Origin of the sequence: Microbacterium rhizosphaerae, assembly GCF_034120055.1 — a bacterium.
In the GTDB taxonomy this organism is placed as follows: Bacteria; Actinomycetota; Actinomycetes; order Actinomycetales; family Microbacteriaceae; genus Microbacterium; species Microbacterium rhizosphaerae.
The window spans coordinates 819,662-832,000 of the sequence record NZ_CP139368.1 but is presented as its reverse complement, the minus strand read 5'-3'; the positions used below and the strand labels follow the sequence as shown (position 1 = coordinate 832,000).

Below are 12,339 nucleotides of genomic sequence, written 5' to 3'. Positions count from 1 at the left end.
GTGGGTCACGTCTCACGCTAGTCGGCATTGAATCGATTCACAACATGTATGCCGCATCCTTCGCCCTGGTCGAGCCGGGTTACGCGCGCTCGTCGATCGCACCCGACCTCGACGGGTCGCTCGATCGCTGCGCGGCGCACGTCGACACGCCCCACGGCCGGCTCGCCGTGCGGTGGCGCCGCGACGGCGACAGCGCGACGATCGATGTCGAGGTACCGGTGGGGACGACCGCGGAGGTCGCGCTCCCCGCGGGCTGGACGACGGATGCCACCGTGCTGGCCGCGGGCCGGCACGTCATCGGCGCCGTCCGGTCGCGCTGACGAAGGATCAGTCCGCGGCTCGTCGTGAGCCCTGGCGCACCGAGCTCTCCCGGAGGACGAGCCGAGGCTCGGTGAGCTGGCCGAACCTCGATTCGGGCGCCCCGTCGAGGAGCGCGGCGACGGCCCGACTCGCGACCGCCGGGGAGTCCTGGCCGACGCTCGTGAGGGGCACGAGCGAGGCCTGGGCGAACACGGTGTCGTCGTACCCCGTGATCGCGAGCTCCTCGGGCACCCGCACGCCGCGGGCGATCGTCGTCCGCAGGAAGCCCAGCGCCAGGAGGTCGTTGGCGCAGGCCACGGCATCCGGCCGCTCGCTCTCGGGACGGGAGAGGATGCTCGTGGCGACCTCGCTGCCGACATCCACGGTGCGGTCGTCGACCGAGACGACCTCGAGGTGCGTCGCCGTGCCGTCCAGCGCGCGCCGGAGGCCGGTGAGCCGATCAGCGACTTGAGGGACGTCCGCAGCCCCGCCGACGAACACCACGCGCCGGCGTCCCGATTCGACGAGATGGCGCCCGATGAGCTCACCGCCGCGGATGTTGTCCGTCGACACCCACATCTGCTCGGGCGCCTCGGCGCGCTGACCGACGAGGACCGTGGGGGTGCCCCGGCGGCGGAGCGCCGCCAAGCGGTGTTCGATCGGCTGGTGCGAGGCGATGACGATGCCGCGCACCTTGTACTCCTCGAAGAGGGAGAGGTAGATGTTCTCGCGCTCGGTGACGCCGCGCGAGTTCGCGAGGAACACGCGGATGCCGCGCTCCTGGGCGACGTCCTCGATGCTCGTCGACAGTTCGAGGAAGTGGGGGTTGCTCAGGTCGGGCGCGACGAAGCCGATGACGTCGCTGACCCCGCGGCGCAGGTGACGTCCCGCGATGTTCGGCACGTAGCCGAGGGCGTCGATGGCCTCGCCGATCCGCTCCGCGGTCGCCGCCGCGACGCGCTCGGGGTGGTTCAAGTAGTGCGACACCGCACCCACGGAGACCCCCGCGTGCTCGGCCACATCTCGCAGAGCGACCCGCGTACTCGCCACCACGCCTCCTCGGGGGCGTGCCGGCACGCCCTCCTCCAGTATCCCGGCTCGGCGACAGGCCGGTGAGCGGGCGGCGCGCGGGCGGCGAAGAGCCGGGACCGGCAGCCGGCGCAACAGCCCGATCGCTAGAGTTCGTCCATGCCACGCACCGACAACCCCGCGCGGCCGAAGCTCGGCGACGTCGCCGCGCGGGCGGGCGTGTCGACGGGCACGGTCTCCAACGCCCTGAACCACCCCGAGAAGGTCTCGCCGGAGACGCTGCAGCGCGTCCACCGTGCGATCGACGAGCTGGGGTTCAGGCGCAACGGCGCCGCGAGCGCGCTGGCCTCCGGCACGAGCCGGACGGTCGGCCTGGTCGTCATCGACCTCATGAACTCGCTGTTCGTCGAGATGGCGCGCGGCGCTCAGCGCGCAGCCCGACGCCACGGCTTCGACCTCCAGCTCGCCGACAGCGACAACGACCCGCTGCAGCAGGAGGCGCACCTGCGCTTCTTCGGCGCGGCGCAGACAGCGGGCATCATGCTCGCCCACCTGGATGAGCCGGACGAGACCGTCCGTGCGCTCAGGCGCGACGGCATCCCCGTCGTGATGCTGAACTACGCGCCGAGGGATGCCGACTACTGCTGCGTCGTCATCGACAACGAGCAGGTGGGGTACCTGGCGGCGAGCCACCTCATCGAGCTCGGTCGTCGCCGCCTCGCGTTCGTCGGCGGCATGCACGACATCCAGCCGGTCGCCCTGCGCCTCGCGGGCGCGAGGCGCGCCGTCTCGGAGCACCAGGGCGTCGAGCTGATCGAGATCGACACGGTGGATCTCAATCCGCCGAGCGGAGCTGTGGCGGGGCGCGACATCCTGCGCCTCGATCCCGCCGATCGCCCCGACGCGATCATCGCGGTGACCGACCTGCTGGCGATGGCCCTGATAAACACCTTCGCTTCGGCGGGCGTCTCGGTGCCCGATGACATCGCCGTGATCGGCTGCGACCACAACTCGATGGCGTGGGGCGGCGCGATGCCGCTCAGCTCGGTGACGATGCACGGTCAGGAGATGGGCGAGCGCGGCATCGAGCTCCTTCGGCGCGAGCTCGTCGAGCCCGCCGCCGCGCACCGGCACGAGCGGATCGTGCTGACACCGGAGCTCGTCATCCGCGAGAGCACCGCAGGCCGCGGCGCGCAGGACTCCTGACGGATCAGCCGGCGGTCGACTGCCGCGCGACGAGCTCGGGCTGGAAGCGCACGTGCCGGTCGCCCGACGCGTGGTCGAGCTCCTTCATCAGCAGGTCGACCGCCGTGTAGCCGAGCAGATGCGCCGGCTGACGCACCGAGCTCAGGGGGACCGTCGTGGATGCTGCGAAGTCGATGTCGTCGTAGCCGATCAGGGCGATGTCGCCCGGCACCGAGACGTCGGGCGCGGCGGTGAAGGCCTGGAGCACACCGACGGCGAGCAGGTCGTTCGCGGCGAAGACGGCGTCGGGCCGCTCGGCGGCGTCCCGGGCGGCGAGGGCCTCCCCCGCCGTGCGGCCGTGCAGCACGGTGAGCGCGGCGGTCTCGATCACCTCGAGCTCCGCTCCGGAGACCTCGCCGACGGCGCGGCGAGCGCCCTCCAGTCGATCCGACACCTGTCGGATCGACGGCGGCCCCGCGACGAACGCGAGGCGGCGGCGCCCTTTCGAGAGCAGGTGCGAGGCGGCGAGGTAGCCGCCCTGCACGTCGTCCACCGCGACCGAGACGAAGCTGCCGTCGCCGATCTCGCTGTCGACGAGGATCACCGGGATGCCCGCATCCTGAACGCGCTGCAGCCGCGGGACGTCACTGGAGGCCGGCGTGATCAGCACACCGTTGACCCGCTGCTCCCGGAACAGATCGAGATAGCCGTCCTCGCGGTCGGCGTTCTCATCGCTGTTTCCGACGAGGACCGACATGCCCTCCTCCGCGGCACGCGTCTCGGCGCCGCGGACGACCTCGGCGAAGAACGGGTTGCCGACGTCCAGCACGACGATGCCGATGCTGCGGCTGCGGCCGGCCCGAAGCTGGCGGGCGGCGTCGTTGCGCACGAACCCGAGGTCGTCGATGGCCTGCATGACCCGCTCGACCGTCGCCGGCGCCACCTTGGCCGGGCGATTGAGCACGTTCGACACGGTCCCCACCGAGACGGACGCAGCGGCTGCGACGTCCCGCACGCTCACTCCCACGACATCCCCTCCCGTGCGCTACACCATACCGGCGTCCCGAGGACCCGGGCTTCAGGGACGCGCAAGGCTCGGCTTCGTGACGCGGATGCGGTGGCGCCCGGCGCCGAGCTCATGGGCGGCGCCGCCTCCGTCGACCTCGACGGTCGACTCGTCGGTGATGGGCAGGTCGAGCAGCCCGCGCGAGCCGAACGGGATCTCCACCTCGGCGTCGAACGCCTCGGCCGTCGCCGTCCACGAGATCGAGAGGGTGCCCAGCCGGGTCTGGATCGACGCATCCGCCCGGTCCAGTCCCACCGCGGGCCGGGGCGCGATCCGCACGGTCCGGTAGCCCGGTTCGGCAGGCTCGAGTCCTGCGACGGTCCGGTACACCCAGTCGATCATCGCGCCGTAGGCGTAGTGGTTGAACGACAGCATGCTGTCGCCCTCCTTGGTGTCCATCGCCCCGGAGTGGATGGATCCATCGGGCAGGATCGCATCCCACCGCTCCCACACCGTCGTCGCTCCGCGGTCGACCTGGTACAGCCACGAAGGAGCGTCGCGCCGCAGCAGCATGCGATACGCCTCGTCGAGGTACCCGGCGTGCGACAGCGCGAAGAGCACGAGCGGCGTGCCGAGGAAGCCGGTGGAGATGCGGCCGCCGGTGCGCCGGACGTCCACGGCGAGCGACGCGGCGATCTCGTCGCGACGCGCCTCCGGCGCGATGCGGAACTCGAGGGCGATCGCGGCGCCGGTCTGGGTGGTGACCGCCTCCTCGCCCCATGCCTCCCACGTGCCGGCGGCGACGCGGTCGGCGAGTTCGTCCATCTCCAGGGCGTGCTCCGGGTCTCCGACGATCCGCTCGGCCCGCGCCAGCAGTCGCGCGGACTGCGCGTAGAACGCGTTCGCGACGTAGTCGCTCGAGACCTTGGCCTGCCACGGGCGGTCGCCGGGCGCGTCCGGGTCGAGCCAGTCGCCGTACTGGAAGGGCAGCGTCGGCATGACGACGCCCTCGCCCGCGCGCCGGCGCAGCGTCTGGACCCACCGCCGCATGCTGCTCAGCTGCCGCACGAGCACCTCGTCGCTGCCGTACGCGTCGTACACGGCGAGCGGCACGATCGTGGCGGCATCCGCCCAGCCGGCCAGGCCCATGCCGGTCTCCTCGCGGCCGCCCATGTGCATGTCGCCGGGCCCGATGATGTTCGGGACGACGGATGCGACGCCCCCGTCGTCGGTCTGGTCGATCTCGAGGTCGCGCAGCCACGAGATCCAGAAGGTCTCGGCATCCATCAGCGTGCTCGCCGTCGGCGCGAACGCCTGCGCGTCGCCCGTCCAGCCGAGCCGCTCGTCGCGCTGCGGGCAGTCGGTCGGCAGCGACACGAAGTTGTCGCGCTGCGACCACAGCACGTTCGAGTGGAACCGGTTCAGCGCCTCGTGCGAGCTGCGGAAGCTGCTGCGCACCGGCAGATCGCTCGAGACCGCGATCGCGCTGGCCGACACGACGTCGGCCCCCTCGACATCCGCGTACCGGAAGCCGTGGAACGTGAAGACCGGCTCGAGCACGTGCTCCCCGTCGCGGTCGAGCACGTAGCGGTCGATCGCCTTCGCCGTCCGCAGGGCGGCGGTGAAGAGGTCGCCGCTCTTCGGGTCGAGGATCTCGGCGTGCCGCACGGTCACGGTGTCGCCGGCCTTGCCGCGCACGGTGGCGCGTACCCAGCCGGTGATGTTCTGGCCGCCGTCCAGGCGGGTGGCGCCGCTGCGCGCGGTGGCTTCCATCGGCAGCTCCGCGACGACGCGCACCGGCGGCGCGACGCGGGGCTCGAAGACGGTCAGGTCGGCGGGGACGACGGATGCCGCGATCCACGTCGAGTCGTCGAAGCCGGGACTGTGCAGGCCCTCGGGCGTCTCGCGCAGATCGACGGTGGTCCCGTCGTAGAGGGACGCGCCGCGCACGGCGCCGAAGCCGCCGCGCCACGTCTCGTCCGTCGCCACGACGATGCCGTCCTCGGTCTCGAGCTGGGCGAGGGCGCCGGAGCGGTCGCCGTAGATCTCCGTGCGGTTCGCGAACCCGAAGCGGCCGCGGTACCAGCCGTCGCCGACCGCCAGCACGATGACGTTGGCGCCGGGGCGGACGACATCGGTGACGTCGATCGTGTCGACGAGCACCCGGCGCTGGTATGACGTCCATCCGGGCGTCAGGATGCTGCTCACCTTGACGCCGTTGACCCACGCGTCGACGAGTCCGAGAGCCGAGAGCCGCAGGCGGGCGCGGACAGGCGCCCCGTCGAGCGCGAACTCGCGGCGCAGCAGCTGCACCGGGCCCTCGATGGGGCTCGGGATGCCGATCACCCGCGCGGTGAGGTCGGCGCCGGCGAGACCCGCCTCCAGCGTCAGCGTGTCGCTCCACGGCGTCCAGCCCGCCTCGGTCGCCACGCGGACGGCGACGTCACGGCGCTCCCCGGGGGCGAGATCGCCCGCCTGCACCCCGATCGACGAGCCGTCGGCGACCGGCTCGCACTCGCGCAGGGATGCGCCCGCGGGCGCGTCGGCCAGCTGATAGCCCACCTGGCGGACGGATGCGCCGGCATCGGTCGCGACGAGGCGCCAGTCGAGCCGCAGGCCGTGCGCCGGCACTCCGAGAAGATCGCCGTACTGCGAGCGCAGTCCGGTCACGCGGGTGGAGGAGTCGACCGTCGAGAGGTCGGGAAGAGCGGGCATCGTTGATCCTTCCGGGGGGCGTCGTCGCATCCCCCTCCCATCCTGAAACGATTCACTAGCGGATGTCAATCGTCCGCGGCTGCACAGCGACAGCGTTACCGATTCGTGATGAAGCGTTTCAATCCGCCCCTTGACCATCCGGCGCCCTCCGCGTACGGTGGGCGTCAGTTGAATGGTTTCAATACCCCTCGACAGCACGACATACCCGAATCGGCGGAACGGACCGCCGACATACAAGGAGGTACGGGATGAACAGCTCCCCCACGCGGAAAGTGGTCATCGCCACCGCGGCGCTCGCCGCGCTCGCGCTTCCCCTCGCCGCCTGCAGCGGCGGCTCGGGCAGCAGCAGCTCGGGCGGCAAGGTGCAGATCAGCTACCTGACCCAGAACGACGCGGCCAACTCGGCCCAGGGCAAAGCCCTGATCCAGGCGTTCGAGAAGAAGTACCCGAACATCACGGTGAAGATGGACACCCAGCCGGGCGGCACGCAGGGTGACAACCTGATGAAGACGAAGCTGTCGACGGGGTCGATGGACGATGTCTTCCACTACAACTCCGGCTCGCTGTTCCAGGCGCTCAACCCCAAGACCACGATGGCCGACCTCTCGAACGAGGCCTGGGTGAAGGACCTCGACAAGAACTTCACGAGCGTCGTCTCCGTCGACGGCAAGGTCTACGGCGCTCCCGTCGGGACGTCGTTCGCCGGCGCGATCCTCTACAACAAGAAGATCTACGACAAGCTCGGCCTGAAGGTGCCCACCACGTGGGACGAGTTCATCTCCAACAGCGAGAAGATCAAGGCATCCGACCCGAACGTCGCCCCCATCCTGCAGTCGTACGCCGACACCTGGACGAGCCAGCTGCTCGTGCTCGGCGACTTCGCCAACATCAACGCGCAGGACCCGAAGTGGGCCGACAACTACACCAACAACAAGGGCGACGCGAAATACGTCAACGAGCCCGCGTTCGCCGGTTTCGAGCACACGGCCGAGATCAAGAGCAAGGGGCTCGTCAACAAGGACTTCGCCTCGATGACCAACGCGCAGGCGATGGACGCCCTGGCCAAGGGCACCGGCGCGCAGTATCCGATGCTGTCGGCGTCGATCGCGACGGTGGAGCAGAACGAGCCGGATGCCGTCAACGACATCGGCGTGTTCGCCATCCCGTCCGCCAACGCGTCCGACACCTCGCTGACGATCTGGGAGCCCAACGGCATCTACGTGTCGGCGAAGACGAGCGGCGACAAGCTGGATGCGGCGAAGAAGTTCGTGGCATTCGTGAACTCGCCCGAGGGCTGCGACGTGCAGAACAAGACCGGCGCCGCTGCCGGCCCGTACTCGATCTCCACGTGCAAGCTGCCGTCCGACGTCCCGGCGCTGATCGGCGACATCCAGAAGTACATCGCGGACGGCAAGGCGAGCCCGGCGCTCGAGTTCCTGTCGCCGATCAAGGGCCCGAACCTCGAGACGATCCTCGTGGCCGTGGGCTCCGGCATCACCCCGGCCAAGGACGGCGCCGCGCAGTACGACGCCGATGTGAAGAAGCAGGCTCAGCAGCTCGGCATCAAGGGCTGGTGAGCCCGACCTGATCGGGAGCACAGGGGCCGGCGGCGCGCGTCGCCGCCGGCCCCTCTTCACGAAGGAGTGAAAATGACCACCGCAGTCGCACCCACCGGCACGGTCCGGGGGGACAAGCGCGCCGAGCGCTCGGCGAAGAAGCGCAAAGGCATCCGCAGCCCGTACCCGACCTGGTTCTACATCCCGGCGGCCGTGCTGTTCCTCGTCTTCTTCGCCGTCCCGACGTTCGCGTCGTTCTACTTCTCGCTGACGCGATGGACGCTGTTCACCACGCAGTTCATCGGCTTCGACAACTTCGTCCAGTTCTTCCAGGACCCGGCGCTGTCGCAGGCATTCGTCAACACGTTCATCTACGGCTTCGTCACCTCGGCCGCCAAGGTCGTCCTCGGCCTCGCCCTCGCGCTGCTGCTGACGAGCCCGATCCTCGGCCGCGGCTACCTCCGGGCCGTCGTGTTCTTCCCGGTCCTCGTCTCGACGATCGGCGTCGGCCTGACGTTCAAGGCGCTGCTCGACCCGTTCCACGGACCGGTCAACGCGGTGCTCGGCTTCCTGCACCTGCCGCAGCCCGGCTGGTACACCGACCCGAACCTGGCCCTGCTGACGATCGCCGGCGTCGACATCTGGAAGGGCGTCGGCATCGCGACCCTCATCTTCATGGCCGGCATCGTCGCGATCCCGTCCGAGTACTTCGAGGCAGCCCGGGTCGACGGCGCGCACGCCTGGGCCGTGTTCCGCAACATCACGCTGCCGCTGGTCCGCCCGGCCATGGGAACCGTCATCATCCTGTCGCTCATCGGCGGGCTGCGCTCGTTCGATCTCATCTGGGCCATGACCAACGGCGGCCCGGGCTTCTCCAGCGACGTCATCGCCTCGGTGATCTACAAGGAGTACCAGGCGGGCTTCTTCGGCCTGTCCACCGCGGGCAACGTCATCCTGTTCGTCGTCGTCACCGCGGTGATGTGGCCCGTCTCGTGGTTCCTCAACAGAAGGGAGGCGGAGCTGTGAGCGTCACCCGAGCCATCACGACCGCCGACATCGAAGGCGCGCCGAAGTTCAAGAACGACCGCCGCCCGATGACCGCCCGCCGGTTCGCGCGGAAATACCTCATCGGCATCATCGCGATCCTGGTGTCGTTCGTGGTCTTCCTGCTCCCGTTCGCGTTCATCGTCCTGCAGGCCGCGAAGGACCCCCGCGAGGCGGGCCTCATGGGCTTCAGCTTCCCGACGCAGTGGCAGTTCTTCCAGAACCTCGTCGACGTCCTGCAGACGAACGACTACCAGGTCGTGTGGGCGTTCATCAACACCGTCGTCATCACGGTGTTCAGCGTCGCGATCATGGTCGTGCTCGCCGCGATGGTGGGCTACCTGCTGCAGCGCAAGAAGTCGCGGTGGAACCCCGTGGTCAACTTCTTCGTGCTCGCCGCGCTCATCGTCCCGCCGGCCGTCGTGCCCACGATCTGGGTGCTCCAGGGCGTCGGGCTGTTCAAGACGATCCCGGGCATGGTCCTCATCGAGGCGACCTTCGGTCTCGCGTTCGCCGTGCTGCTGTTCCGCGCCTTCGTCGCCACGATCCCGCGGGAGCTCGACGAGGCGGCCATCATCGACGGGGCCGGCTCCATGCGGCTCTTCTTCCAGGTGATCCTTCCGCTGCTGCGCCCCGTCGTCGTCACGGTCATCGTGGTGCAGTCGGTGTTCGTGTTCAACGACTTCCAGGGACCGCTGTACTTCCTCCCAGGAAGCGACACCCCGACCCTGCAGCTCGGCCTGTACAACTTCCAGAGCCAGTCCGTCAGCCAGTTCAACCTGCTGTTCATGTACATGCTGCTGATCACGATCCCCCCGCTGATCATGTACATCTTCTTCAACCGGCAGATCGTCGCAGGCATGACGAGCGGCGCCGTCAAGGGATGACCCGTGCCACCGTCCGTGCCACCGTCAGGAGAACTCGACGGGCACCCCGCCGCGGAGCCACGCGAGCTCGTTGTCGCGGATGAAGGTGGACAGGGCCTCGTCCCCGTCCATCCCGTCCGCGAGCCACTCGTCGAGCAGGCGCAGCAGCGGCTCGGCCGTCGCCGTCCCCGGCTCGCTCACCGCTCGGTCCCACGCCTCGACGAACCCGTCGGGCGTCGGGATCGAGCGGACGAGCCGCGACACGTACTTCGGACCCTGCATCAGCACGTGAGCCTTCGCGAGCGCGGCGCGTGCGGCGGCGAGCGTCAGGTGGACGGCCGCGTGGCGCACCAGGAACGGATCGCCGTGCTCGACGCCCTGGCGCAGGAAGTAGCCGCCGTAGAGGCGAGCCTGCGCGACGAAGGAGCGCACACGGTCGTCCCACGCCTCGTCCGACAGCTGTGGGATGCGGCGCACCACCGCCGCGATGTCAGCCTGTCGCGAGAAGGCGACCTCCGCTCCCTGGAACGACGCCCGCGTCGGATCGTCTCCCCGCTCGGCCGCGGCCTCGAGGTACGACGGGCTCGCGAGCTTGATGTCGATGTACGAGCCGGGGTAGTCGAGGCCGCGGCGATCCACCCATGCGAAGCGGTCTGCGGACGTCTCGCGCGCGAAGCGCTCGTCGGCGACCACGAGGTAGATGTCGACGTCCGAGTCGGCGCGCTCGCGGCCCTGGGCCACGGAGCCGACGAGCACGACCGCGATCACCTCGGGGTCGTCGCGCACCGAATCCACGTACGCCGCCAGCGCTCTGCGCTGCTGCTCCATCCACGCCTCCTCGCGCCCCGCGCTCGCGGGCGGTCGCCCCGCCCGTCGAAGGAGACGTTATACGGCGGCTTGACGAAACGTTGGCCGAGGTTTAGGGTTGAAACGATTCATTCCGCGACGACGGCGACGTCCGCGGAGGCCGCGAACGAACCACGAGAGGTACACCGATGACGACGACGTCACCGCAGCGCGTGTGCTTCGAGCTGCGCATCCGGCCCGACCTGATCGACGCGTACGTCCAGCGGCACCGCGCGGTGTGGCCGGAGATGCTGGCCGAGATCGCGACCGCCGGCCGGCGCAATTACACGATCTTCCTCGGCGACGGGGGACGGCTCATCGGCTACTACGAGACCGACGACGACGAGGCGGCCCAGGCCTACCTCGCGAGCTCGGCGGTCGCCGCCCGCTGGGAGGCCGAAATGGCCCCGTTCTTCGCGGGCCTGGGCGGCCGCCCCGATCAGGATGCTCCGGTCCTGACCGAGATCTTCCACCTCGCGGACCAGCTGGCCGCGGCATCCCCCTCCCCCCAGAGCCCCGAGAACACACGAGAAGGCGACGCACATGGCTGACCTCACCCCCGACCACCTCGCTGCACTGGAGCAGCAGGCCATCGAGCTCCCCAGCTGGGCGTTCGGCAACTCCGGCACCCGGTTCAAGGTCTTCCCGACGGCGGGCACCCCGCGCGACCCGTACGAGAAGATCGCGGATGCGGCGCAGGTGCACCGTTTCACGGCCCTCGCCCCGTCGGTCGCGCTGCACATCCCGTGGGACATGGTCGACTCGTTCGACGACCTGCGCAGGCACGCCGAAGACCTCGGCGTGCGTCTCGGGACGATCAACTCGAACACCTTCCAGGACGACGACTACAAGTTCGGCGCGCTGACGCACGAGGACGACCGCATCCGTCGGAAGGCGATCGACCACCACCTCGCCTGCATCGACGTCATGGATGCCACCGGCTCGCGCGACCTGAAGATCTGGCTCGCCGAGGGCTCCAACTATCCGGGCCAGAACGACCTGCGCGCACGCCAGGATCGCCTCGCGGACTCGCTGCGCACCATCTACGACCGGCTCGGCGACCACCAGCGCCTCGTGCTGGAGTACAAGTTCTTCGAGCCGTCGTTCTACCACACCGACGTTCCCGACTGGGGCACGTCGTACGCGCAGGTCGCAGCGCTCGGCGACAAGGCGATGGTGTGCCTCGACACAGGGCACCACGCCCCCGGCACGAACATCGAGTTCATCGTGATGCAGCTGCTGCGCCTGGGGAAGCTCGGCTCGTTCGACTTCAACTCGCGCTTCTACGCCGACGACGACCTCATCGTCGGCGCGGCCGACCCGTTCCAGCTGTTCCGCATCATCGACCAGGTGATCCGCGGGGGCGGCCTGAACAACCCCGACGTGGCCTTCATGCTCGACCAGTGCCACAACCTCGAGGCCAAGATCCCCGGCCAGATCCGCTCGGTGCTGAACGTGCAGGAGATGACCGCGCGGGCACTGCTCATCGACCGCGAGGCGCTCGCGGCCGCGCAGACGGCGAACGACGTGCTCGCGGCGAACGCCGTGCTGATGGATGCGTTCTACACCGACGTGCGCCCGGCCCTCGCCGAGTGGCGCGAGTCGCGCGGCCTGCCCGCCGACCCCATGGCCGCCTACGCCGCCTCCGGCTACCAGCAGCAGATCGAGGCCGACCGCGTCGGCGGGGTCCAGGCGGGCTGGGGCGCGTGACCCGCACGGGCGATCGCATCCGCCATCGCATCCCGCTTCCCCTGTCACGAACACGGGCGACACCCCGAGATCATGACAGGCG

11 protein-coding genes are annotated in these 12,339 nt (G+C 69.8%); 7 read left to right on the top strand and 4 right to left on the bottom strand.

Features of this window, described 5'->3' with window-relative positions; genetic code table 11:
• The first annotated feature begins 44 nt into the window (after positions 1-44).
• Entirely contained in the window at positions 45-320 is a 276-nt protein-coding gene (locus SM116_RS03655) for an alpha-L-rhamnosidase C-terminal domain-containing protein (RefSeq protein ID WP_320943107.1), read from the top strand.
• A 7-nt stretch (positions 321-327) separates the two neighbouring features.
• Here SM116_RS03655 and SM116_RS03650 read toward each other — a convergent pair whose 3' ends face one another.
• Positions 328-1,350 (bottom strand): LacI family DNA-binding transcriptional regulator, encoded by a 1,023-nt coding sequence (locus tag SM116_RS03650; RefSeq protein WP_320943106.1) that lies wholly within the window; start codon positions 1,348-1,350, stop codon positions 328-330.
• A 138-nt stretch (positions 1,351-1,488) separates the two neighbouring features.
• Between SM116_RS03650 and SM116_RS03645 the strand changes: the two genes are divergently transcribed.
• Positions 1,489-2,535, top strand: a complete 1,047-nt coding sequence (locus SM116_RS03645) for a LacI family DNA-binding transcriptional regulator (RefSeq protein WP_320943105.1) — start codon at positions 1,489-1,491, stop codon at positions 2,533-2,535.
• 4 nt (positions 2,536-2,539) lie between these two features.
• Here the strand turns inward: SM116_RS03645 and SM116_RS03640 are convergent, their stop codons facing one another.
• Positions 2,540-3,541 carry a LacI family DNA-binding transcriptional regulator gene (locus SM116_RS03640; protein ID WP_320943104.1) on the bottom strand — a complete coding sequence of 334 codons (1,002 nt, stop codon included), beginning with the start codon at positions 3,539-3,541 and terminating at the stop codon, positions 2,540-2,542.
• 51 nt (positions 3,542-3,592) lie between these two features.
• Positions 3,593-6,235: a family 78 glycoside hydrolase catalytic domain gene (locus SM116_RS03635; protein WP_320943103.1), complete on the bottom strand. Its 2,643-nt coding sequence runs from the start codon at positions 6,233-6,235 to the stop codon at positions 3,593-3,595.
• A gap of 248 nt (positions 6,236-6,483) precedes the next feature.
• On the opposite strand from SM116_RS03635, the gene SM116_RS03630 reads away from it, so the two are divergent.
• The 3 genes from SM116_RS03630 to SM116_RS03620 all read left to right on the top strand — a co-directional run bounded on the left by SM116_RS03630 (position 6,484) and on the right by SM116_RS03620 (position 9,722).
• A complete protein-coding gene (locus tag SM116_RS03630) occupies positions 6,484-7,812 on the top strand; it encodes an ABC transporter substrate-binding protein (protein WP_320943102.1) in 1,329 nt (442 codons plus the stop codon).
• Positions 7,813-7,884: 72 nt separating this feature from the next.
• Positions 7,885-8,817: a carbohydrate ABC transporter permease gene (locus tag SM116_RS03625; RefSeq protein ID WP_320943101.1), complete on the top strand. Its 933-nt coding sequence runs from the start codon at positions 7,885-7,887 to the stop codon at positions 8,815-8,817.
• Between the two features lie 68 nt (positions 8,818-8,885).
• Complete coding sequence (locus tag SM116_RS03620; protein ID WP_320944090.1) at positions 8,886-9,722, top strand: carbohydrate ABC transporter permease; 837 nt, start codon at positions 8,886-8,888, stop codon at positions 9,720-9,722.
• Between the two features lie 24 nt (positions 9,723-9,746).
• On the opposite strand, the gene SM116_RS03615 is transcribed toward SM116_RS03620, so the two are convergent.
• Positions 9,747-10,529: a nucleotidyltransferase domain-containing protein gene (locus SM116_RS03615; RefSeq protein ID WP_320943100.1), complete on the bottom strand. Its 783-nt coding sequence runs from the start codon at positions 10,527-10,529 to the stop codon at positions 9,747-9,749.
• A gap of 167 nt (positions 10,530-10,696) precedes the next feature.
• On the opposite strand from SM116_RS03615, the gene SM116_RS03610 reads away from it, so the two are divergent.
• Positions 10,697-11,098 carry an L-rhamnose mutarotase gene (locus SM116_RS03610; protein ID WP_320943099.1) on the top strand — a complete coding sequence of 134 codons (402 nt, stop codon included), beginning with the start codon at positions 10,697-10,699 and terminating at the stop codon, positions 11,096-11,098.
• On the top strand, positions 11,091-12,257 hold the full coding sequence (rhaI, locus tag SM116_RS03605; protein WP_320943098.1) for an L-rhamnose isomerase: 1,167 nt from the start codon (positions 11,091-11,093) through the stop codon (positions 12,255-12,257). Before SM116_RS03610 ends, rhaI begins: the two co-directional genes overlap by 8 nt.
• The last annotated feature ends 82 nt before the right edge of the window (positions 12,258-12,339 follow it).